The sequence below is a fragment of the Vreelandella mediterranea genome (genome assembly GCF_970647075.1).
This window is the reverse complement of sequence record NZ_OZ310198.1, coordinates 2,954,213-2,974,864: the sequence shown is the minus strand read 5'-3', so window position 1 is coordinate 2,974,864 and position 20,652 is coordinate 2,954,213. Positions and strand designations below refer to the sequence as shown.

Below are 20,652 nucleotides of genomic sequence, written 5' to 3'. Positions count from 1 at the left end.
GACGAGCCCATTGTGGCGGGTTGCGCAGCGGTGATACTCGGCGGCCCATTCGCTCATGGTGAGCGCTACGTCCTCACCGGTTCCGGTGGTCAGCAGGGGCAGCACGCTGGGGCAGCGTTGCATCAAATTCTGTTGCGTCGGGTCGGGTGCCGGCGGCGGCGTTGTTGAGCAGGCGGATAGCGTCAGGCTCCAAGCACACGCGCTGATAAATCGGTTTTTGGATTTCACGGATGATTCCTCGGTCGATGATCCGCTCGTTGGCCTGCAATCCGGCAAGGCGCGCTTCCACGTTCGCGGCGATCTCGGATTCGCGGGCGAGTCCGGCGTCGATGGCCTGGCGAGCGGCGCGCTCGGCGGTGAGCTGGTGGCTTTCGTTTTGCCAGTTTGAGACTTGCCAGCCGGCGGTGAAGGTGATGGCCAGCGCGGCGGCGCTGGCCAGGATAACGAGCTTACTCATGCGGCTAGCCTCAAGCCTTGGTCGTGACGGCGGTAGGCGGCGGCCATCTTGGTGTCGTAGTCGTTCGCGGCGTAATTGGGGCCGTTGTAGCGACGAGCGAAGTCGGCCCAATCGTGGCGGCGCAGCGCGGCGTGAATTGCGCGGTCGGCCTCGATAAAGCGAACAAAGGCGTCGAGCTGGGCCGCTTCGCCGGTTGCCATGCTTACGGCATATTGCGCGGCGGATTCGTAGCCCAAGCGTTGCCAGTGGAATCCCATGATCTGGAACAGGCCCCAGCTTGCGGACTCGATCGAGGCGGGATAGTGGATCTTTGCGGCGCGTTCGCGGCGGTCGTGTTCACGATGGCCGCCAACGTAACCGCCGGGGCTCGCGTTGACGATGTCGGGCTGGGCACGCTGGTAGGGCACCGGGTTGATGCCGTGGTGTTGCAGCTGTCGGCGCATGATGTGGCGTTCGAACAGAATAACCGGCTGGCCGTTACGGGGGCCGCCGATGTGGAAGCCTTTGCCGCGACTTTCGACTTCGTTCACGGCCATGACGGCGGCGAGCTCGACGCCCAGCCGTTCGGCGGCGTTGACCAGGTCGATCTGGCGGAGCACGCGACTATCACGTTGGCCTTGGAGCGCGCTGCGGGTTTTGGGGCCGGCGATGCCGTCGGCGACCAGGCCTTGGGTTCGCTGGTAATTGCGCACCGCTTCTTCGGTTTTCGGGCCGAAGTGACCGTCGATGCTGATCGCGTAGCCCGCTTTATTGAGTTCACGCTGTAGCGCGGTGACGCTTGGGCCAATAGAACCTTGTCGTAACAGCATTAGAGCCTCCGTAGGGGGCGGATGAGGTGGGCGACGTTGCCGCCGGTGCGGAGCAGGCCTACTGCCAGAGCGACCAGGCCTGCCGCTATGATCCAGCGCGCCGCGTCACTAGGCGCTGGCCCGAAAATGGCGACGCAGGTAGTGGCCACGACGATGAGCCACGCCGCTAAAGCGACGCCGGGGCGGTAGCGGCCATCGCGCCGGCGGAATGTGAGCAGCCGGGCGACGATGACGAGCGCGGCAGCAATGGTGATGGCGTAAGCGAGATTCACTTGCGTCCCCCTAGCCAGGTTTTGAGGTCGAGCGTTTTTACCCCCTCGATGGCTCTTAGCCCGGCGGTAACGGATACGGCGGATGCGATGAATGCGGCGACGGCAGAATGCTCGAGCATGCCGCCGAGGGTGGCGGGGCCGCCGAGGTACCCCACGCAAAAGCTGATGAACAGATACGCCAAGCGCTCGAGTAACCCGAGCTCCTTGGCACTAATTACGAACAGCGTGGCGCCGCAAAAAGCGCCGACGACGGCGTTGGCATCAATACCGGGTAGCAGGCCGATCACCACGGCGGCGAGGCTTGCGGTTCCGGCGGCTGCCATGGTGGATGGTTCGGCCATGTGATCCTCAGCTCCAGAGCTGTATTTTTGGTTTTACGGTTTCGCGGGTGTCCGGCGGCGGTAGCGTCACCGGCGTCCCTTCTGTAAGCACCGGGCCTTGGTCGGCGAGGTGCGGGTTCATCTTTAGCGCCTGCTCGGTGATCGCGGCGGTTTTGCCGTAGACGCGGTAGAGCAGGGCGTCGAGCGTTTCGCCCTGGTGGGCGTGGGCCACGCGGTTCATATCAGCTCGACGGTGGTGTGTGATCGACCGACTATTTCGGCTATCGCCCAGCGACTGTCGGCGCGATAGTCGTCGGCTGCGGTTTCAATCGTTTCTGAGCGCAGCCTTGATTCACCCGTCGCCGAGTAGTCGCGGTAGCGTTCGTGAAGATCCGCTTGGGCTTGGGCGTAAACGGCTCGGGTATAGAGCAATTCGAGATCGTCAGGGGATTGCCACGGCTCTGGCGGTATTGCGTCCCAGGCCATCCGGCCGGCGTGCTGGTGTTCGTGCTGGTAGTCGGCGAGCTGCCGGTTGATGTCGGCTATCGCGGCGCGGAGCGACTGGCGGATACGAACATCGGTGACACTCGTGACCCGCTCTTCGTCACGGAACGCGTTGGGGTCGATGTCTGGCCAGAATCCGTTATTGATGATGATGGCCATCGTTTTGCTGGGGGCGTTGGTGCCGTGGGCGATCATGTGGCCACCTGTTCTTTCCGAGCGGTTAAGAAGGGGGTGGACCGCTTCGCGCGAGGCTCAAAGCCCTTGCTTGGCGGTGCCCCCTTGCCGTCGGGGTGCGACTCGGTTGGCGGTCAGGCGTTGGCCTGGCCGTCCTGTTTTTTCAGCTGCCGTTCGAGCTGCTGGATGTCTTGCTTGACGCCGATGCGCTCGTTCAGCGCGAGGGCCTCTTTCAGCTGGGCCAGTGCGCCTTCGGCGTCTTCGGCGGCGCGCAGGGCGTAGCCGTAGCTTTTGTGGAGCTTGGCTTTGATCTGGTCGTGCATGTCGTGGTCGCCGACGGTGGCGACGGTGCGGGCCATGACGTTGGCGAGGGCGTCGGCATCGGCGCCTTCTTTCTCCAACTGCGCTTTGACGCCCTCGGCGATCTCTTCGGCGAGGATGCTGACGGTGTCGCGGTCGTACTGGTCCGGCGTGTCGAGGTCGTGTTTCACGGCGTAGGTTCCGATTTCGAGGGCTTTATCGAACTCGCCAACATCGATACACCAGATCATGAGCGTCATGAGTACGTCGTCTTTGGCGCCGTTGCCCTCAGAGAGCACGCCGTCGACGTAGGGCATGTAGTCCGGCAACAGCTCGCGCTTTTTTTCGATCTTGGCCGTGACTGACTTGATGGCTTTTAGCGTGCGGCGGGCTTCCCAGAGGGCGGCGGCGTGGAGCTCGAATTGCTCGCCGGTTTGGGGCTGGCCGGGCTTGGCGGCTCCCGCCGCTTTCGCGGCGGTGAGGCGCTCAAAGTGTTTGCGGGCGGGGCTTTTCATTACGCGTCCCCTTGCGGCTCGGCGGGCTTCTCAGCTTCGGTGATGCCTTCAACCAGGCAGCCGAAGCCGTAGTCTTCGACGACATACGCATCGTTGGAGCTTTCGTAGTTCTCGATGCGGTTACGCTTGGGGTTGTCGAGCACGTAGCGGCGGCGGCTACCCAGCTGCCAGTAGAGCGAGAGGTTCGCTAGCGAAGTAATGAGCACAGCGCCGTCGGGTACGAACGGGGCGCGCACGGCTTGCAGACCGCCGACGCGCTTTTGGCTGATCATTAGATCCATCGCGCGGGCTTCTGTCGGGGTCTCGGCGTGCTGCTGGATCAGCGGGAAGTACTTATCGGCCAGCATTTTGCGGCCCATGATGGCGACGAGCGCGGTGTCTTCGCGGTACCAGGGTTCAACCATTTCGTTAACGGCATCGAACACCAGCGCGTCGAGGTTGGCGTAGTCGCCGCTTTCACCCACGGTCACCCCAGAGAGCACGCGGGCGGGTGCATCTTCGCGGTATTTCTGCAGCCAGCCTTTGTTGACGTCCTCGAGCATAGGATTTGCGGCGCGGTCGGTTTCGACGGCGGCTTGGGTGCCGTTGAAGCCGATCATGATGCGGTCGAGTGCTTGACGGCGAAGGATGGCGTTGCGTAGGCGCGCTTGAAAATCCGGAAAGCGCGACCAGGCGTCGAGCTGCGCCCAGCGAATGTGGGTATCAAACTCGGTGCTGACGCACTCGTAGGTATTGGCGGTCAGGTCGGAAACGTCGCGGGTTTCGCGCTCTTTTTGGTCTACGTTGGTGCGCCCCGCGATGGGGCCGGAGACGCCGAGGCCGATTTTTTGGCCCTTGATCTCGTCGACGCCCACCATGTTGATCTGGCTCAGAAACTCGCTCGATTCCTGCGTGCGGGTTTCGAGGGTCTGCTGGACGCTGGGTGTGACGTTGAACTGTTCGCTGGTGTTCTCGACCCCGTTCAGCTTGGCGAGCTGGGCCTTGAACTGGTTGAGAGCCTGACGTGTATCGTTGCGCATTGATGTTCCCTTGAGTGATTGGCGGCGGCTAGTGGGCGGCTAGCGTTAGCAGTCGGTCAGTTCGGCGGTGCCGCCGGTCGCGGGCGTGCGCGGCGGTGTGTCCGGCGTGGTGTCGATCTTGGTGTAGAGCTCGTCGAAGCGCTTTTGCAGAGCAGTGTGATCGGCCTGCAGTTTGCTGAAGGCTTCGGCGGTGGGGCGGTTTTCGAGGTCGCTGATCAAGGCCGCGTGGCGGTTGGCGAACTCTTCGAAAGCGACCTGAATGTCGGCGCCGAAGGCTTCAAAGCCCTTGGTGGTTTTGGCGTCCTGGCGGCTGAACAGGTTTTTTACGAACTCGCCGATGCCCGGCTTGGGCGGCTCTTCTTCGGTGAAGTCGAGCTCGACTTCGACGGCTTCGGTGAACAGGTTTTCGGCGTGTTGCTTACGAGCGGCCAGCGGGGAGGCGGCGCCCTTATCGCGGCTGAACGCGAGCATTTCGGTACCGAGTGAGGCGGGGGAGTCCGTTACGGCCAGTCCCTCAAGATACGCTTCCCCGGTATCGCCGAAGCTGGGGTTCACTTCGATGGAGCTGTAGATCTTCTGGCGGCGCTTGTTCATTGCCTTGAGTTCGTCAGTGGGGTCGATCTCTGCAAACAGGGCCAACTTGCCGTCTTCCACCTCGCGGGCTTCGACCGACATCACGTCGCCCAGGGCGTTGAATGCGCTATCTGCCGTCAGACCACGAATGTGCTCCATCCAGACGCGGGCGCCGTATTTCTTGGGGTCGTAGTTGGCGGCCATCTGTGTGATCCAGTCGCGCTGGATCTTGCGTTCGTCGGTGGTTGCGCCTTCGGTGGCGACGCGGAAAAACTTGGGCATGTTGGGGTTCCTGAGCGAGTGGCGGTTCGATAGCGCTCAGGTTCCGCGTGTAGCGCGATAGTCTCAACGGGCGGGCGTTGTGCGAGTTTCCTAAGACAAATAGGGGCAGGCGAGTGCATCGCGCGCGGCGGGTACGCTGGCGGCATGACAACAACCGCCCCCGACCCAATACCGAGCGCCGAAGAATCGCCGCGCATGACCGCCCGCCACCTGTATTGGCAGGGGTGGCGAGTTGCGCGTATTGCTGAACATATCGGCGAGAAGCCGGCCACCGTGCACAGCTGGAAGGCGCGCGACCGGTGGGAAGATAAGACCCCGACCGAGCGCGTGGAGTACACGATCGAGGCGCGTCTGGTTCAGTTGGTGTCGAAGCAGAAAAAGGAGCCGGTCGACTACAAAGAGATCGACTTGCTTGGGCGGCAAATGGAGCGGCTGGCCAGGGTTCGCAAATACGACGAAACCGGCAACGAGGCTGACCTCAATCCGAACATCGAGGCCCGGAACGCGGGGCCGAAGAAAAAACCGCGGCGCAATGCGCTGGACGAAGAGCAGATCGAGGCGCTGGAGGCGGCGTTTCTGGATTCGCTGTTCGAGTACCAAGCGGTTTGGCATGAGGCGGGTAAAAAGCACCGCATTCGAAACATACTCAAGAGCCGCCAGATCGGGGCTACGTGGTACTTCGCTCGCGAGGCTATCGTCGATGCGTTCAAAAACGGGCGGAACAAGATCTTCCTTTCCGCCTCGCGCGCCCAGGCCCACATTTTCCGCAACTACATCGTCCAGTTCGTCAAAGAGGTGTGCGACGTCGAGCTTAAGGGCGACCCTATCGTCCTGGATAACGGCGCTGAGCTGCACTTCTTGGGTACCAACAGCAAGACCGCCCAGGGTTACCACGGCGACGTGTACTTGGATGAATATTTCTGGATTCACCGCTTCGCCGAGTTCCGTAAGGTCACCTCGGGCATGGCCATGCACAAGAAGTGGCGGCAGACGTATTTTTCGACACCGTCGAGCGTTGGCCATGAAGGCTATCCGTTCTGGAATGGCGACCTGTTTAACAAGCGGCGCAAGAAGAGCGAGCGGGCCGAGTTCGATGTCAGCCATGAGGCACTGAAAGACGGACAACTGTGCCCGGATGGGCACTGGCGGCAGATCGTTACGGTGCTGGATGCGATGGAGGGCGGGTGTGATCTGTTCGACCTCGAGCAGCTGCGCCTGGAGTACTCGCCGGAGGAATTCGACAATCTGCTGATGTGCGGGTTTGTCGATGACAGTCAAAGCGCGTTCCCCCTGGCCACGATGAAAGCGTGCATGGTCGATAGCTGGGAAGTTTGGGACGACTACCGGCCCTACGCGCCGCGGCCGGTGGGTGATCAAGAGGTTTGGATCGGTTATGACCCGACCGGCCAAGGTGAAGATGGCGACGGTGCCGGCTTGGTGATCGTGTTACCCGCGCAATCGAGCGAGGACAAACACCGCGTGCTCGAGCGGCATCGGTTGAAAGGTCAGGACTACGAGGACCAGGCCGCGTTTATCGAATCCTTCCGCGACAAATACAACATTGGGCATATCGGCATCGATACCACGGGCATTGGTGGGGCGGTGGCAGAGTATGTCGAGAAGTGGTTTCCGACTGTCGTGCGGTACCGCTACGACGTATCGCTCAAGACCTCGATGGTTCTTCAAGCCCAGCAGATCATGCGTAAAGACCGGCTGGAGTTCGACGCGGGCTGGTCGGATCTCGCCGCCTCATTCATGGCGATCAAGAAAGAGCTTACCGGCAGCGGCCGGCAATTCACTTACGTGTCGGGTCGCAGCCAGGCGACCGGCCACGCGGATCTCGCATGGGCCACCATGCACGCCCTTCACTTCGAACCTATTGACGGCCCCACGACCGAGGGCGCCGGTAAATCTATTATGGAGTTTTCCGACGATGACGACTGAGACCGCTGCGAAGCCCCGCCACCGGGTGTATGCGTATGAACCGGAGTCGACCGCCCCGGCGGTGGCCTCTGATAAAGGGCGAATGGAGGCGTTTACTTTCGGCGAGCCAGAGCCGGTCACATCGATGCGCGACGTGTGGTATGAGGGCGTATGGCTGACGCCAGACGAGTGGTACGAGCCGCCGATTCCATTAAGCGTGCTGGCCAAAAGCTACCGGGCGACCCCGCACCACGGCAGCGCGATGCAGGTGAAGCGGAACATCTTGCTGAAAACATTCATCCCGCACCCGTTGCTAAGCCGGCGCACGTTCGCCGCGCTGGCTCTCGACTATCTGGTTTTCGGCAACGGTTACCTCGAAGAGGTGCGGGGGCGGCTGGGTCGCACGCTGGGCCTGCAGCACCGCAGTGCCAAATATATGCGCCGGGGCGATAATGACCGCTACTGGTGGCACCCCAACTACATGGAGCGGACGGAGCTCCCCGCCGGGCGCACGATCCATCTACTCGAGCCGGATATCGACCAAAGCATCTACGGGGTGCCGGATTACTTGGGCAGCCTGCAAAGCGCGTGGCTCAACGAATCCGCTACCCTGTTCCGCCGGCGGTACTACCTGAACGGCTCACACGCCGGGTTCATCATGTACGTGAACGATCCCGCCCATGATCAGAAAGACATTGACGACATGCGCAAGGCGTTGAAGCAGTCCAAAGGGCCGGGTAATTTCCGCAACCTATTTCTCTACTCGCCCCGGGGCAAAAAAGACGGCGTTCAGATCATCCCGGTGTCAGAAGTTGCGGCGAAAGATGAGTTCTACAACATCAAAAACATCACCCGCGATGACCAGCTTGCCGGGCATCGGATACCGCCGCAGCTCATGGGTATCATCCCGATGAACACGGCGGGGTTCGGCGACATCGAGAAGGCGGCGCGAGTGTTCGTGGCCAACGAGCTCGAGCCCATCCAGGCTATTTTAAAAGAGATCAACGAGCACGTTGGACAAGAGGTCGTGAGGTTCGAACCGTACCGGCTGGACGATCCCGATGCCGACTGACCCCGCTTGATAACCGAAGCCGCCCGCCCGGGCGGCTTTTTTTTGCGCGCCTGCATGAAGCCAGTTTTGAATAAGTCGCATTAGCCTTTTTATTAGCTCTCTCATTGCGTTTAAGCGCCTTTATTCTTTCCGCTCTCCGATGCCATCTTGATTGAGAACGTGCCGCACGCGCTCGCTCTGGCCGTCCTGCCCGCCACCACGACGACCCAAGCCGCGCCATCGTCACCCCGCCCCGCCCGCGCGCTAAATGTAGTGGTTTTTATGCAGTATTGCGGCAGGGGCTCGGGCCGCGCCGTTGCTGGGCGGAAGGGCAGTTATAAGGGATATCATTTTTATGCGTTTTCATGCGCAATTATGCAGTTCTTGCGGGGGTCAATCGCGGTCGGCCAGGTAGTGCTCGGCGAGCATTTCGAGGATGGGTTTTCGGTGGGCGTCCCAGATCTTTTCATCGACCATGGTGGCTATGATCATCGGCATTTCAGCTTGGGTTAACCAAAGCTCTTCCATTTCCCATGGCATTAGCTCAATTTTTGCACCGTGGTTTTGATGACGTATATCGAAGCGCACACAGGTGTCACCTTGACGGTTTTTCCTGATAGCGTAGCTGAATCGCTTCATAGCATGATGCTCTAAGTCGCTGAATCACAAGGAACGAATGCCATTGTTTTACATATATCTTTTTAAGATAACTTGTTAATGAGACTGTAAAATTATCATACCTTGTAATCAGTAGGTCCCGGGTTCGACTCCTGGTGTCGGCACCATCAAAAGATGGTTAAAAGCTAAAGTGTTAAAGAACACATCAAGCCGCCTTTTTAGGCGGCTTTTTTGTGCGCGTGGATTTTATATGAACCCCTCATTTGAAGCACCCATATCTTTATGAGCGCCGCTGTATTTGCCAGGCCATCGCAAACCTGGCGGATCCTGATTTGCACCGGCTTTGCCTCCGCCAAGCACCTCTAGCGGCTCGCTCTACGCCCATTTGCGCCTATGCCCCCGGTTACCCTCTAACTCTGTCTTATCAGGGCGTTACGGACACGCCACGTCGTTTAATGGAGCTCCGTTCATCGCCTCACTCGGAGTCTATTAATTTGCTGGCGGTATGATATCTTCGAGATGAATTTTGCTTAGCGACTGGCGGTTCTGTGATTGATAGGGCAATAATACGGAGCAGTGCGAGGGCTGATCGCCAGTAAGGGCCGAAGTACACGCTTTGGCTGATGACAGGGCAGACGAACGAGCCGTGCGGACAAGTAAGCCCCGAGGTCGAGAGGGCACGCCGCATGTTAAAGAAAACGGGGACGGATACCGACTAGCACAGCGGGCTGTGAATAAGTGGTTTCACAGAGGCAAGGGTTGTGGGTAAGGGGGCGAGGGGAATGGGAGCAGCAGAGGCAGCACAAGACCTATTTAGTCATCTTATGAAATTGGCCATCCTGTTCGCCGGGGTGGCCGTTTTGTATATATGGCTAGAAAGCAAACTACTTAAGAAACTCAAAAAGAAAAAAAGGGGTAGAAGATAATGCAGGGGATCGATAGAGGTTTTGCAAATGCATGGCGAGAGCTTGAGTCAGGTATGCAACAAGCTATGTACTATGCGTTGCTAAGTGACCTTTTTATGTTTATAGCAATATCTGTTTTTGTTGGTTGCTGTTGCGTAGTTGCAGTTAACTTTAAACACTACGTTAGTGAAATCTCTAAAGTTAAAAGATTAGAAAAGCAGTATTATTCAGCACGAACAGAAAGAGAGAGGCTAGAAGCCAAAAAGCTAAAACTTGAGCTTGGGTTAGTCGAAGAAATAAATAACTTAGAGAAAATAAATTTTATAGTTGAGGTGGGTTAATGGAATATGTGAAATTTTGTCCACTTAACATGTGGACTGTTAAAAATATTTATAATAGTAATTTATATTATTCTAACATAGAAGATTTGAATGATGCTGGTGAATGCCTTTTTGAGATCGAAGATGATATTCAGGAAAACAAAAGTAGTATTGATAAATTTATTAAAGAAGTAGACGAGATTGTTTTAAGGTACGATCTTGATATGAGCGATATGTTTCAAAGGTATAGCTCTAGATTGAGAAATACTGGGTCTAACGCTAAAGAAGTAGCTGTATATATTGTGGCAGGTATTCTTAAAAAGTATAAAATTGGTTCTTTCTCCGGTGGCAAAGGTTCCAATAATCCTATTATGTGGGGCCATTATGGGAATAAGAGTACTGGGGTATGTTTAAGCTATGAAATAAGTGAAGGAAAGGATGTAAACTATATCGAAGACAGGGATATTATTCCTTTAAAAGTTTCGGAGATAAGGCTTAATAATATCGAGAGTATATGTAAGAAGGTTTTTTATAATAAACATATTAACTGGAGATACGAAGATGAGCATAGAGTTTTAAGCTGTAAAAATATAAATAGTATAGATAGGAGTTGTTTAAAGAGTGTTGTTTTTGGTGAGTGTGTTAATATTGACGATGCTGTTTTATTAATAGATATAGTAAAGAAGCTATATAGTGATGTAAGTTTTGGTGTTGCACATCATAGGAGAGTTGATAGCACTATGGTTTTAAGTTTTAGAGAAGATAAAAATGACTTGATAAGAGTTTTGCAGGACTTGCAAAGACAAGATGTTTTTGGTGATAGATATCTAATGGAAAGTTTTTTAAAAGAAGCAATGAATGAAAAGCGTAGAAACTGATCTTAAGAAGGTTTTAAGGGCGCTTTATGATTTGATCGAAAAGTGTCCACAGAAACATGCTGAAACGAATTTTCGGCATTCTATAACGTATTGATTTAGTGGTTTTCATGCTGGTGTGTGCTGCTAGGTCAGGTTCTTGTAATCAGTAGGTAACGGGTTCGACTCCTTGTGTCGGCAACGTTAATAAATGCTTAAAAGCAACAACGTTTAAAAACATGATCAAGCCGCTCTTCGGGCGGTTTTTCGTATGCGTTAATGCCATCCTGAAAGCCCCCCTGTACGCAGTCAAACTCAAGGGTTTGCCTCGCTATACCGGCCTCTACTTTTTTGTCGTTTTTCTGGAAGGCCAAGGGGGGAGAGTAGCGCTGGCTCAAGAGTCCGGGCCAGCGCTCTCAAGGCTTAAATTTTGATATCGTAGTCGACGTACTGCTGCATCAAATCGTCGTATGTGCCGTCTTCCTTGATTTCTCGCAGTGCCTGATTGAATTGCTCTACCAAGGCTTCATTGCGGCGGTTGAAGGCGGCGGCTACACCGTGTCCAAAGTAACTCTTGGGTTCGCGGACCAGCTCGGAGCTGGTCACGAACTCGCTCCCGTCGCCGTTCACATTGAGCGAAGATAGCGCGAGGGGGTAGTACATGAACGCGGCATCCAGGCGCTCCGCTCTCATATCCACCGCAATGTCTTCACCTGTGGTGTAGCGGGTGACATCGACCAGGTCCCCGTACGTATCGGTAATATACTCATCACGGATGGTCCCCCTTTGTACACCCACTTTTAGACCGTTCAGCGCATCCCGATCATTTACGTCAATCTCGTGTCCTGCAGCGGTCACCCATACGCTGGGATTGCTGTAATAGGGCTCGGAAAACAGCAGGCGTTCCTGGCGCTCTTCGGTGATCGCCATGGATGACATCACTACATCGTATTTACGAGCCATCAGCCCGGGTATGATGCCATCCCAGTCTTGCTCCACCCACTCACACTCACGTTCTATACGCCGGCATACCTCATTGCCCAGGTCGACTTCGAAGCCGGTGATGGTGCCGTCAGGTAAGCGATATTGAAAAGGTTCGAACGGAACGTCCACCGCGATTCGGAGAGGATCGTCAGAGTATGCTGGAGCGCCAACGCCAAGCGCTGCAAACATGGCAACCATATAAAGGGGTCTGCGTAACATGGGCTTATCCTCTTTGTATTCGTTATTAGGTCTTCCAGGACAAGTTATCACGCTAATTTTTGAGTCGCTATGCTCGGCGAGAAGGCCCCCATTTAATTCAATGGTGGCGTATTTGGATGCAGGCGGCTAAATAGTTGTTGCTATTGGATTTTGTACCAAGGCGTGCGCCTTGGTAAAGCTCGCCGTGCTGGTGATGGCTTCGTCAAACCGGGTTCGAAACTAGCCTCAACGCCGACCGCTACGAATCTCGTTTTGATAACGCCGCGCGAATCCATGATCTTAAACCGGTGATTCTTAGGGCGGTCAGCTTGGCAGATTAAACCAGTCAAGAAACAGTCAGCAGATTTAAGCCAGTGCTTAATATGCTCACGGCTGATTGTTATCCTGCGAGGAAATCAGCTCACGATAACGACAATGAAGCCTATAAACCGCCTGTGCCAGCTGCTCATACGGCCCGCTGACCATCACACTCGGCGCAACCTGTTCGACTGTAAGCTGTGCGACCGGCGGATTCTCAAGCCCAAATTCCGCGTGCCAGTGCGCCAGCTGCTGTGAGGAGCTGGCATACACGATAGGCCCTAACCCGGCCCAGGCGTGGGCTGCGGCGCACATGGGGCAGTGTTCGCCGGACGTGAAAACGGTGGCTTCGCGACGCGCGTTCTCATCCAGATGCTGAGCGGCCCAGCGCGCCAGTTCGAACTCCGGGTGCTGAGTCGCATCGCCGCTGTTGATGCGGTTTCTGGCTTCATAAAGTACATGGCCTTTTGCATCGGCCAATACCGAGCCGAAGGGCTCGTCGCCGCCCTCCAGGGCCTTCTCGGCGAGGGCGACAGCGCGTTGTAATAATTGTTGATGCTGTGTTTGATTCATGGGCGGGCGCTCCTGTAAAAGCGGGCCGATCAGCATATATCCGCTCGGTAATGGATGAAGGCTTTAAAAGATAGCGCTCGCGTCGGGATAGGGCGAGTGCCCGCGCTCTAACGACGCTTGGCGCGGAAGGCATCCACCGCTAACGCCAGAATGAAACAGGCCACCGCCGGCATCAGTACATCGAGTATGGAACCCAGGTGCCAGCCGGTGTACACGCCTTCGAACATGCCTACCGGCTGGGTTTGGCCCCACTCCCAGCCGCGCTGAATGGCCAGACGATACTCGTGCTGGGCGATTTCGCGGCCCAGGAACACCGCCACGGCCAGCGAGCCGGACACCCAAAGGGTGACCCGGGGTAGTAGGGCGAGCAGGAGTTGAACGCCCAGGGCAATGACCACGTGTTCCAGCTGACTCATGTCCATAGCGTATCCGTTGCGGCCGGTGGTAAGGGGGCAATCAAAACGGCCGCCCTAGGGCGGCCGCATGAGGTGGCTTAGTGAAACCGGGGTAAGAGCTTATGAGCGGCGGTATCGAAAAAGCGTGCCATCCGGTCGATCAAGCTCGCGATATACGAGTTGCACAGAATCCAGGGCAGTACCACCAGCACGATGGCCAGCGCCCCGAAGTAGACATCGCTTACCCAGTGGCCACCCACCAGGATACGCGGCAGAGTCACGAAGATAGCCAGCGCCACGGAAAGTGAGGCGATCAGGCGGTCGGCGAAGCGCAGCATGAAGCTGGCGAACACCATGGCCAGCACGCCGTGATCGCTCGGGAAGCTGTTGGAGGCGGTCGCCTTGGCGTTCAGGTAGGTGTAGTTGTTGAGAATGTTGACGTCGTCGTGCCACACCGTGGGGCTGGGGCGGGCGGCGAGCAAATCCATGTGCAGCATTTCACCCAGCAGCGCCCCCACCGCCGACATGATCAGGCCAATTGCCAGCCACTTGGGCCAGCTGCCGTTCTTGTCGCGCACCATGGCGAAGAACAGCATGATCACCAGTACGCCAAACATCACTTTATCGAAGGCACGGGTGTTGAGCAGCGCCATGGTCTCGACCCAGCGCGGGTAGACCGGGCTTACGAACTGGTTGAAGAAGAAAAAGACGTCATCGTCCAGCTTGGTCCAAAAAAGTACCGATGGCAGCCACCAGCTGGCGATCAGGGCAAATCCAAGGAAGTTGTAAAAAAGAATGCGGCGAGTGTGCATGGCAATACCCATATTGCGGCTTATGGTTCAGGGCATAGTTTAGTTGTTTAGCCTGTTAATGAACAGTGTTTGATAACAAGACATGGGGTGAAAAGCGCTCAGGGCAGTAGTAAACCCCATAAAAAAACCGGCTCTCGGGAGAGCCGGATACGCTTTAATCTGAGCGCTCGCTAGAAGAGCTACAGCGCCTCGATCTTGGCCTTCTGCTCTATAAGTAGCTTTTTGGCGGACTGGAACTCGGCCAGTTTGCCGCGTTCTTTGTCGATCACGGCGGCCGGGGCCTTGGCGGTGAAGCTTTCGTTGGAAAGCTTCTTCTCGACGCCGCCGATCAGCTTGTCCTGCTTGTCGATCTCTTTGTTCAAGCGCGCAAGCTCTGCGTCCTTGTCGATGAGATCCGCCATGGGCACCAGCACTTCCATATCGCCGACCAGCTGGGTGGCGCTAAGCGGGGCATCGTCCGGGTTGGCAAGCCAGGTCACGCTTTCGAGCTTGGCAAGCTTGGAGAGGAACAGGCGGTTGTTCTCGAGGCGCTCGGCGTCCGTCGGCTGGCCCTTGGTCAGCAGTACGTCCAGCGGCTTGCCCGGGGCAATGTTCATCTCGGCGCGGATGTTACGCACGGCGACGATCACGCCTTTGAGCCACTCGATATCCCGGCTCGCCTGCTCGTCGATTTGGGCATCAATCGCCTGGGGCCAGGGCTGGTTCATGATCGAGGCGTCCTGGCCCGGGTAGCGCCCGGCAAGCGGCGCGACGCGCTGCCAAATCTCTTCGGAGATATAGGGCATCATCGGGTGGGCCAGGCGCAGGATGGTTTCCAGTACGCGTACCAGGGTGCGACGGGTGCCGCGTTTGGCCTCGGCCGTGGCATTTTCGTCCCACAGCACCGGCTTGGAGAGCTCCAGGTACCAGTCGCAGTACTCGTTCCAGACGAACTCGTAAAGCGCCTGGGAGGCGTGGTCGAAGCGGTACTCGTCCATCGCTTTGGTGACTTGGGCTTCGGTTTTTTGCAGCTGCGAGATGATCCAGCGATCCGCCAGCGAGAGCGTCACCGCCTCGTCACCGGTGCCGCAGTCTTCGCCTTCGGCATTCATCAGCACGTAGCGCGAGGCGTTCCACAGCTTGTTGCAGAAGTTGCGGTAGCCGTCCAGGCGGTTCATGTCGAACTTGATATCGCGCCCGGTGGTGGCCTGGGACAAGAACGTGAAGCGCAGCGCGTCGGTGCCGTGGGGCTCGATGCCGTCCTTGAACTCGTCCTTGGTCGCCTTGGCAATCGCCTTGGCTTTCTTCGGCTGCATCATGTTGCCGGTACGCTTCTCGAGAAGCGCGTCCAGGCTGATGCCGTCGATCAGGTCGATCGGGTCGAGCACGTTGCCCTTGGACTTGGACATCTTCTGGCCCTGGCCGTCGCGCACCAGGCCGTGCACGTAGACGGTCTTGAAGGGCACCTGATCGGTGAACTTCAGCGTCATCATGATCATCCGGGCGACCCAGAAGAAGATAATGTCAAAGCCCGTGACCAACACGCTGGTCGGGTGGAAGGTCTCGAGCTCCGGGGTTTTTTCCGGCCAGCCAAGGGTGCCGAAGGTCCAAAGACCCGAGCTGAACCAGGTGTCCAGCACGTCTTCGTCCTGGGTGAGCGTGATATCGCTGCCCAAGCCGTGCTTTTCGCGAGCCTCGGCTTCAGTGCGCGCAACGAAGACGTTGCCTTGTTCGTCGTACCAGGCGGGAATGCGGTGGCCCCACCAGAGCTGGCGCGAGATGCACCAGTCCTGCAGGTCGCGCATCCAGGCGAAGTACATGTTCTCGTAGTTCTTGGGCACGAACTGGATGTCGCCGTTCTCGACCGCCGCGATGGCGGGCTTGGCGAGCTGGTCGACGGCCACGAACCACTGATCGGTCAAAAGCGGCTCGATGACATCCCCTGAGCGGTCGCCATACGGCAGGGTGTTGTTGACCGCTTCCACCTCGAGTAGCAGGCCAAGCGCGTCCATGTCGTCGACGATCTGCTGGCGCGCCTCGAACCGGTCGAGCCCGGCGTACTTCGCGGGCAGGGTGGCGTCTTCTTCCGGCTGGGGCTGGCCCTTGAGGTCGAAGATTTCGGCGCGCTCGAGAATCGTGGCGTCTTTCGAGAAGACGTTGATCAACAGATGGTTCTGGCGCTTGCCGACTTCGTAGTCGTTGAAGTCGTGGGCCGGGGTGATCTTCACACAGCCCGAGCCTTTCTCCATGTCCGCGTGCTCGTCAGCGACGATGGGAATGCGCCGGCCCACTAGCGGCAGCTCGATGAATTGGCCCACTAATGATGCGTAACGTTCGTCCTCCGGGTTCACCGCCACGCCGGTATCGCCCAAAAGCGTTTCCGGGCGGGTGGTGGCAACGACGACGTGATCCTTGCCGTCGGCGGTTTTCACGCCGTCGGCCAGCGGGTAGCGGAAATGCCAGAAGCTGCCTTGCTGCTCCTTGTTCTCCACTTCCAAATCGGAAATCGCGGTGTGCAGCGTCGGGTCCCAGTTGACCAGGCGCTTGCCGCGGTAAATCAGATTGTCTTCATGCAGGCGCACGAACACTTCCTGCACCGCCTTGTAGAAGCCGTCGTCCATGGTGAAGCGCTCGCGGGACCAGTCCACACTGGCGCCCATGCGGCGAAGCTGGCGGGTAATGTGGCCGCCGGACTCTTCCTTCCACTCCCAGATCTTGTCCGTGAACGCCTCGCGCCCCAGCTCGTGGCGCGTCTTGCCTTCTTCCGCGGCCACCTTGCGCTCCACCAACATTTGGGTCGCGATCCCCGCGTGGTCGGTGCCGACCTGCCAGAGCGTGTTGTTACCCTGCATCCGCTTCCAGCGCGTCAGGGTATCCATGATGGTGTCCTGGAAGGCGTGACCCATGTGCAGGCTTCCGGTCACGTTGGGCGGCGGAATCATGATGGAGAAGGGCGCACCGGTGCCGGACGGCGCGAAGCGGTTGTCCGCCTCCCAGCGCGCGTACCAGCGGGTTTCGATCTGTTCGGGTTGGTAGGTCTTTTCCATGGAGTGACTCGCAAACGATGCTTTCCCGAGAGACGCCCGAGGCAAGCATGAAATTCATAAAGAGGACGAAAAATGGCGGCTAGTATAGCGCGAACAGCCACGACGCGTCAGGCGTGTCGTGGCCGGGAAATAGCTTTCAGTCGCGTTTTGACTCCGCCTGTGGTTTAGCCGCCAATCTTGTGCGGGACCACCTCGTGACCAAGCTCCTTATAGCGCTGCCAGCAGGCGCGTTTAGTGACCAGCACCTGCTGGTGCTGGTTGATGATTTCGGCAACTCTTGTGAAGCGCTCGATCCCGTCGGGAATTTCCGGGTGCAGGTTCAAAAGCGCGGTCTCTTCCGCCGGGGTGGGCAGGGCACCAAAGCCCAGCGTGATGGGCACGCTTGTCGCCATGTCGCTGCCTTCCAGAGCGTGGGGCAGGTAGGCATCGTCACGAAAGGTCCAGAGTGCGTCGTCGGCTTGCTGCGCCAGCGCCTGGTCCTCGCAGTGAAGGTGCAACCGGTAGCCCTTGCGGTAGATGGTGTCCGCCAGCTTGCAGGCAAAGGCGAGCCGCGCCTCCAGGGTGGTGTCCTGAAGTATGTAGAAGTCGATTCGCGCCATGGAATTCCCGCATTGAAACGTCTGAAGGCCTGAAAGGTCGCCGCCGCACGAGGCGGCGGCGGGAGGGGTTACACCAGCTGGGTGAGCCAACCGTGGGTGTCGTCGCTGCGCCCGTACTGAATGTCCAGCAGGGTTTTGCGAATGCGCATGGCCACTTCATTGCCACCGTCGCCGTTCAGGCGAATGCGCTCGTGCTCGGTGACCAGCTCGCCCACCGGGGTAATCACCGCGGCGGTGCCGCAGGCGAAGACTTCAGTGATCTCACCGGACTCGGCACCTTCGCGCCATTCGTCGATGCTGATCGGGCGCTCTTCCGGGGTCAGGCCCATGTCTTTGGCAAGCGTGAGTACCGAGTTGCGCGTTACGCCTTCGAGAATCGTATCGGTCAGGCGCGGGGTGACCAGGCGGCCATCCTTGAACACGAAGAACAGGTTCATGCCACCGAGCTCTTCGATCCACTTGTTCTCCGCCGCGTCCAAAAACGCGACCTGGCCGCAGCCGTGGCCTTCGGCCTCTTTCTGCGCGGCCAAGGAGGCTGCGTAGTTGCCGCCGCACTTGGCAAAGCCGGTGCCGCCAGCGGCGGCGCGCTTGTAGGTGGACGAAAGCCAGATCGAGACCGGGTTCACGCCGCCCTTGAAGTAGGAGGCCGCAGGGGATGCGATCACGTAGTAGTCCACTTCGTGGGCCGGGCGAACGCCGAGGAAGGCTTCTGAGGCGATCATGAACGGGCGCAGGTACAAGCTGCACTCGTCGGCATCGCTTTGCGGGGTGGGCACCCAGGTGTGGTCCTGGGCCAGCAAGGCTTTGATCGAGCCCAGAAAGTCCTCATCGGAAAGCTCGGGTAGCGCCAGGCGGCGGGCGCTACGGCGCAGGCGCTCGGCGTTTTTCTCCGGGCGGAAGGTCCAGACCGAGCCGTCCGCGTGGCGGTAGGCCTTGATGCCCTCGAAGATTTCCTGGCCGTAGTGCAGCACCGCAGCGGCCGGGTCCAGGGTCAGCGGCCCGTAGGGGCGCACCTGGTGGCCGTGCCAATCGGCGTCGACTGTCCAGCGCACGTGCGCCATGTGGTCGGTGAAGTGTTTGCCAAAGCCTGGGTTTGCCAGCACGCTTTCGCGAATGTTGTCCGGCGTTGCCTGATTGGAGGGCAGAATTTCAAAACGAATTGCTGAACTTGCAGTGGGCACGGCGTATCGTCTCCGCAAAGCACCCCCGCGGGGGTAAGCATCAAAAATGGGGAAGGCGCCCGGTCGGCTGGGCGCCTTGATGTTTCAGGTTTAACGGTTGTGACGGTGAAAGGCAACCGTTACGCGCCATAAGCGCTTATTTTGTCTCGGTATCGACCTGGGCGTCGGTTTCGCGGTCCAGCAAATACTGGGTCAAAAGCCCTACCGGGCGGCCGGTAGCGCCTTTTTGCTTACCCGAGTGCCAGGCTGTGCCGGCGATATCCAGGTGTGCCCAGGGGAAATGATCGGCAAAGCGTGACAGAAAGCACGCCGCGGTGATCGTACCCGCAGGGCGCCCGCCGATATTGGCAAGGTCCGCGAAGTTGGAGTCCAACTGCTCCTGGTATTCGTCCCAAAGCGGCAACTGCCAGGTACGATCCCAGGCGGTTTCACCGGCTTCCAGTACGTCGAGGGCCAGGTCGTCGTCGTTGGACAAAAGCCCGGTGGCGTGGTGGCCAAGGCCGACGATGACTGCACCGGTGAGCGTGGCGATATCGATGACGCTTGCTGGGGTGAAGCGCTCGGCGTAGGTGAGCGCATCGCACAGTACCAGCCGGCCTTCGGCGTCGGTGTTGAGTACCTCGACGGTCAAACCCTTGAGGGTCTTGATGATGTCACCAGGCTTGGTCGCTGCGCCGTCGGGCATGTTTTCGGCGGCGGCCACGATGAACACCGCGTTGAGCCTGGGCTTGATCTCGAGCACCGCCTTGACCGTGCCGAACACGCCGGCCGCGCCGCCCATGTCGAACTTCATCTCGTCCATGCCGTCGCCGGGCTTGAGCGAGATACCGCCGGTATCGAAGGTGATACCCTTGCCGATCAGTACGTGGGGGGCTTCATCCGGGTCGTCGGCACCCTGGTACTTCATGACGATCAGCCGTGAAGGCTCGACGCTGCCGCGCCCGACCGATAAAAGCGAGCCCGCGCCCAGCGCTTCGAGCGCCTCTTCGTCCAGAATTTCCACGTCGAGGGCGCCGCGCGACTCCTTACCCAGCGTTTGTGCCTGTTCGGCCAGGTAGCGCGGGGTGCAAACGTTGCCGGGCAGGTTGGCCAGCGTGCGCGTAAAATTGACGCCCTGGCCGATCGCACAGCCGATTTTGGCGCCGTACTGGGCGTTTTGCACCTCGCTGCTTTCACTGACGATCAGGTGCAGTTTGGCAAGCGTAGGCGTGGGGGCCGGAGCGGATTTGAACTGGTCGAAACGGTAGAGCGCGCGCTCGGCGGCCTCCAGGGTCTTGCGCGCCTTCCAGGCGGTGTCGCGCCCTTCCAGCAAAATATCGGTGAAGGCGGTGCTGGCTTCGTCGATGGGCAGTTTCACCACCGCGGTCATGGCGGCCTCCATCGCCTTGATAACGGCCGCTTCCTGGCACTTTTCGCGCTCGCCAAGGCCGACCAGCAGAAGCCGCTGCGCGCCAAGCCCGGGGGCGAAGGGGATCAGCTGAACGTTGCCCAAGGCTGCGTCGAAATCGCCGCGCTCGAGTAGTTGACCGATCAGCCGCTCGCTCGCGTCGTCCAATTTCGCCACCGCGGGCAGCAACTCGCTATCTTTATAGACGGGCAGAACAAGGCACGCCGTTTCGGATTTGGCGGGATTGGCCGTCTGAACGGAAAATTCCATGACGTCTCCAACA

22 protein-coding genes are annotated in these 20,652 nt (G+C 58.5%); 4 read left to right on the top strand and 18 right to left on the bottom strand.

The window, feature by feature from the left end; all coding sequences use genetic code 11:
• Positions 1 to 73: 73 nt before the first annotated feature.
• From ACWFVE_RS13600 to ACWFVE_RS13560, 9 genes are all read right to left on the bottom strand, one after another.
• Complete coding sequence (locus tag ACWFVE_RS13600; protein WP_447529804.1) at positions 74 to 457, bottom strand: hypothetical protein; 384 nt, start codon at positions 455 to 457, stop codon at positions 74 to 76.
• Positions 454 to 1,266 carry an N-acetylmuramidase domain-containing protein gene (locus ACWFVE_RS13595; protein WP_447529803.1) on the bottom strand — a complete coding sequence of 271 codons (813 nt, stop codon included), beginning with the start codon at positions 1,264 to 1,266 and terminating at the stop codon, positions 454 to 456. Before ACWFVE_RS13595 ends, ACWFVE_RS13600 begins: the two co-directional genes overlap by 4 nt.
• Positions 1,266 to 1,538 (bottom strand): phage holin family protein, encoded by a 273-nt coding sequence (locus ACWFVE_RS13590; protein WP_447529802.1) that lies wholly within the window; start codon positions 1,536 to 1,538, stop codon positions 1,266 to 1,268. Before ACWFVE_RS13590 ends, ACWFVE_RS13595 begins: the two co-directional genes overlap by 1 nt.
• Positions 1,535 to 1,879 (bottom strand): putative holin, encoded by a 345-nt coding sequence (locus ACWFVE_RS13585; protein ID WP_447529801.1) that lies wholly within the window; start codon positions 1,877 to 1,879, stop codon positions 1,535 to 1,537. The genes ACWFVE_RS13590 and ACWFVE_RS13585 overlap by 4 nt, the downstream gene beginning before the upstream one ends.
• A 7-nt stretch (positions 1,880 to 1,886) precedes the next feature.
• Complete coding sequence (locus tag ACWFVE_RS13580; RefSeq protein WP_447529800.1) at positions 1,887 to 2,099, bottom strand: tail protein X; 213 nt, start codon at positions 2,097 to 2,099, stop codon at positions 1,887 to 1,889.
• Positions 2,096 to 2,557 (bottom strand): head completion/stabilization protein, encoded by a 462-nt coding sequence (locus ACWFVE_RS13575; protein ID WP_447529799.1) that lies wholly within the window; start codon positions 2,555 to 2,557, stop codon positions 2,096 to 2,098. The genes ACWFVE_RS13580 and ACWFVE_RS13575 overlap by 4 nt, the downstream gene beginning before the upstream one ends.
• A 113-nt stretch (positions 2,558 to 2,670) precedes the next feature.
• Positions 2,671 to 3,351, bottom strand: coding sequence for a phage terminase small subunit (gpM, locus tag ACWFVE_RS13570; protein ID WP_447529798.1), 681 nt, complete (start codon positions 3,349 to 3,351; stop codon positions 2,671 to 2,673).
• Positions 3,351 to 4,370 carry a phage major capsid protein, P2 family gene (locus ACWFVE_RS13565; RefSeq protein WP_447529797.1) on the bottom strand — a complete coding sequence of 340 codons (1,020 nt, stop codon included), beginning with the start codon at positions 4,368 to 4,370 and terminating at the stop codon, positions 3,351 to 3,353. The genes gpM and ACWFVE_RS13565 overlap by 1 nt, the downstream gene beginning before the upstream one ends.
• Positions 4,371 to 4,415: 45 nt before the next feature.
• Positions 4,416 to 5,225 carry a GPO family capsid scaffolding protein gene (locus ACWFVE_RS13560; protein WP_447529796.1) on the bottom strand — a complete coding sequence of 270 codons (810 nt, stop codon included), beginning with the start codon at positions 5,223 to 5,225 and terminating at the stop codon, positions 4,416 to 4,418.
• A 144-nt stretch (positions 5,226 to 5,369) separates the two neighbouring features.
• Here ACWFVE_RS13560 and ACWFVE_RS13555 point away from each other — a divergent pair, with 144 nt between their 5' ends.
• Together ACWFVE_RS13555 and ACWFVE_RS13550 are read left to right on the top strand one after the other, a co-directional pair.
• Positions 5,370 to 7,169, top strand: coding sequence for a terminase large subunit domain-containing protein (locus tag ACWFVE_RS13555; protein WP_447529795.1), 1,800 nt, complete (start codon positions 5,370 to 5,372; stop codon positions 7,167 to 7,169).
• Positions 7,159 to 8,220 carry a phage portal protein gene (locus tag ACWFVE_RS13550; protein WP_447529794.1) on the top strand — a complete coding sequence of 354 codons (1,062 nt, stop codon included), beginning with the start codon at positions 7,159 to 7,161 and terminating at the stop codon, positions 8,218 to 8,220. The genes ACWFVE_RS13555 and ACWFVE_RS13550 overlap by 11 nt, the downstream gene beginning before the upstream one ends.
• A gap of 372 nt (positions 8,221 to 8,592) precedes the next feature.
• On the opposite strand, the gene ACWFVE_RS13545 is transcribed toward ACWFVE_RS13550, so the two are convergent.
• The gene (locus ACWFVE_RS13545) at positions 8,593 to 8,787 is read right to left on the bottom strand and encodes a hypothetical protein (RefSeq protein WP_447529793.1); all 195 of its coding nucleotides are present in this window, start codon (positions 8,785 to 8,787) and stop codon (positions 8,593 to 8,595) included.
• A 955-nt stretch (positions 8,788 to 9,742) separates the two neighbouring features.
• Here ACWFVE_RS13545 and ACWFVE_RS13540 point away from each other — a divergent pair.
• Positions 9,743 to 10,063 carry a hypothetical protein gene (locus tag ACWFVE_RS13540; protein WP_447529792.1) on the top strand — a complete coding sequence of 107 codons (321 nt, stop codon included), beginning with the start codon at positions 9,743 to 9,745 and terminating at the stop codon, positions 10,061 to 10,063.
• The gene (locus ACWFVE_RS13535) at positions 10,063 to 10,920 is read left to right on the top strand and encodes a DUF2971 domain-containing protein (RefSeq protein WP_447529791.1); all 858 of its coding nucleotides are present in this window, start codon (positions 10,063 to 10,065) and stop codon (positions 10,918 to 10,920) included. Before ACWFVE_RS13540 ends, ACWFVE_RS13535 begins: the two co-directional genes overlap by 1 nt.
• A 399-nt stretch (positions 10,921 to 11,319) precedes the next feature.
• Here ACWFVE_RS13535 and ACWFVE_RS13530 read toward each other — a convergent pair whose 3' ends face one another.
• The 8 genes from ACWFVE_RS13530 to ACWFVE_RS13495 all read right to left on the bottom strand — a co-directional run bounded on the left by ACWFVE_RS13530 (position 11,320) and on the right by ACWFVE_RS13495 (position 20,639).
• Positions 11,320 to 12,099, bottom strand: a complete 780-nt coding sequence (locus tag ACWFVE_RS13530; RefSeq protein ID WP_447529790.1) for a transporter substrate-binding domain-containing protein — start codon at positions 12,097 to 12,099, stop codon at positions 11,320 to 11,322.
• A gap of 366 nt (positions 12,100 to 12,465) precedes the next feature.
• Entirely contained in the window at positions 12,466 to 12,969 is a 504-nt protein-coding gene (locus ACWFVE_RS13525; RefSeq protein ID WP_447529789.1) for a nucleoside deaminase, read from the bottom strand.
• A 107-nt stretch (positions 12,970 to 13,076) separates the two neighbouring features.
• Positions 13,077 to 13,385, bottom strand: coding sequence for a hypothetical protein (locus ACWFVE_RS13520; protein ID WP_447529788.1), 309 nt, complete (start codon positions 13,383 to 13,385; stop codon positions 13,077 to 13,079).
• Positions 13,386 to 13,462: 77 nt separating this feature from the next.
• A complete protein-coding gene (locus ACWFVE_RS13515) occupies positions 13,463 to 14,176 on the bottom strand; it encodes a phosphatase PAP2 family protein (RefSeq protein WP_447529787.1) in 714 nt (237 codons plus the stop codon).
• Between the two features lie 179 nt (positions 14,177 to 14,355).
• Positions 14,356 to 17,202: a valine--tRNA ligase gene (locus ACWFVE_RS13510; RefSeq protein ID WP_447529786.1), complete on the bottom strand. Its 2,847-nt coding sequence runs from the start codon at positions 17,200 to 17,202 to the stop codon at positions 14,356 to 14,358.
• 164 nt (positions 17,203 to 17,366) lie between these two features.
• Positions 17,367 to 17,801 (bottom strand): DNA polymerase III subunit chi, encoded by a 435-nt coding sequence (locus ACWFVE_RS13505; RefSeq protein ID WP_447529785.1) that lies wholly within the window; start codon positions 17,799 to 17,801, stop codon positions 17,367 to 17,369.
• Positions 17,802 to 17,869: 68 nt separating this feature from the next.
• Positions 17,870 to 18,982, bottom strand: coding sequence for a branched-chain amino acid aminotransferase (locus ACWFVE_RS13500; RefSeq protein ID WP_447529784.1), 1,113 nt, complete (start codon positions 18,980 to 18,982; stop codon positions 17,870 to 17,872).
• A 136-nt stretch (positions 18,983 to 19,118) separates the two neighbouring features.
• Positions 19,119 to 20,639 (bottom strand): leucyl aminopeptidase, encoded by a 1,521-nt coding sequence (locus ACWFVE_RS13495; RefSeq protein ID WP_447529783.1) that lies wholly within the window; start codon positions 20,637 to 20,639, stop codon positions 19,119 to 19,121.
• Positions 20,640 to 20,652 lie beyond the last annotated feature (13 nt).

Excerpts from the sequence above, each read along its gene's own strand:
- ACWFVE_RS13595 (WP_447529803.1), bottom strand. The coding sequence starts at position 1,266 with ATGCTGTTACGACAAGGTTCTATTGGCCCAAGCGTCACCGCGCTACAG.
- ACWFVE_RS13505 (WP_447529785.1), bottom strand. The coding sequence starts at position 17,801 with ATGGCGCGAATCGACTTCTACATACTTCAGGACACCACCCTGGAGGCG.
- ACWFVE_RS13560 (WP_447529796.1), bottom strand. The coding sequence starts at position 5,225 with ATGCCCAAGTTTTTCCGCGTCGCCACCGAAGGCGCAACCACCGACGAA.
- ACWFVE_RS13520 (WP_447529788.1), bottom strand. The coding sequence starts at position 13,385 with ATGAGTCAGCTGGAACACGTGGTCATTGCCCTGGGCGTTCAACTCCTG.
- gpM (WP_447529798.1), bottom strand. The coding sequence starts at position 3,351 with ATGAAAAGCCCCGCCCGCAAACACTTTGAGCGCCTCACCGCCGCGAAA.
- ACWFVE_RS13530 (WP_447529790.1), bottom strand. The coding sequence starts at position 12,099 with ATGTTACGCAGACCCCTTTATATGGTTGCCATGTTTGCAGCGCTTGGC.
- ACWFVE_RS13525 (WP_447529789.1), bottom strand. The coding sequence starts at position 12,969 with ATGAATCAAACACAGCATCAACAATTATTACAACGCGCTGTCGCCCTC.
- ACWFVE_RS13495 (WP_447529783.1), bottom strand. The coding sequence starts at position 20,639 with ATGGAATTTTCCGTTCAGACGGCCAATCCCGCCAAATCCGAAACGGCG.
- ACWFVE_RS13535 (WP_447529791.1), top strand. The coding sequence starts at position 10,063 with ATGGAATATGTGAAATTTTGTCCACTTAACATGTGGACTGTTAAAAAT.
- ACWFVE_RS13550 (WP_447529794.1), top strand. The coding sequence starts at position 7,159 with ATGACGACTGAGACCGCTGCGAAGCCCCGCCACCGGGTGTATGCGTAT.
- ACWFVE_RS13540 (WP_447529792.1), top strand. The coding sequence starts at position 9,743 with ATGCAGGGGATCGATAGAGGTTTTGCAAATGCATGGCGAGAGCTTGAG.
- ACWFVE_RS13575 (WP_447529799.1), bottom strand. The coding sequence starts at position 2,557 with ATGATCGCCCACGGCACCAACGCCCCCAGCAAAACGATGGCCATCATC.
- ACWFVE_RS13580 (WP_447529800.1), bottom strand. The coding sequence starts at position 2,099 with ATGAACCGCGTGGCCCACGCCCACCAGGGCGAAACGCTCGACGCCCTG.
- ACWFVE_RS13565 (WP_447529797.1), bottom strand. The coding sequence starts at position 4,370 with ATGCGCAACGATACACGTCAGGCTCTCAACCAGTTCAAGGCCCAGCTC.
- ACWFVE_RS13510 (WP_447529786.1), bottom strand. The coding sequence starts at position 17,202 with ATGGAAAAGACCTACCAACCCGAACAGATCGAAACCCGCTGGTACGCG.
- ACWFVE_RS13555 (WP_447529795.1), top strand. The coding sequence starts at position 5,370 with ATGACAACAACCGCCCCCGACCCAATACCGAGCGCCGAAGAATCGCCG.
- ACWFVE_RS13600 (WP_447529804.1), bottom strand. The coding sequence starts at position 457 with ATGAGTAAGCTCGTTATCCTGGCCAGCGCCGCCGCGCTGGCCATCACC.
- ACWFVE_RS13515 (WP_447529787.1), bottom strand. The coding sequence starts at position 14,176 with ATGCACACTCGCCGCATTCTTTTTTACAACTTCCTTGGATTTGCCCTG.
- ACWFVE_RS13585 (WP_447529801.1), bottom strand. The coding sequence starts at position 1,879 with ATGGCCGAACCATCCACCATGGCAGCCGCCGGAACCGCAAGCCTCGCC.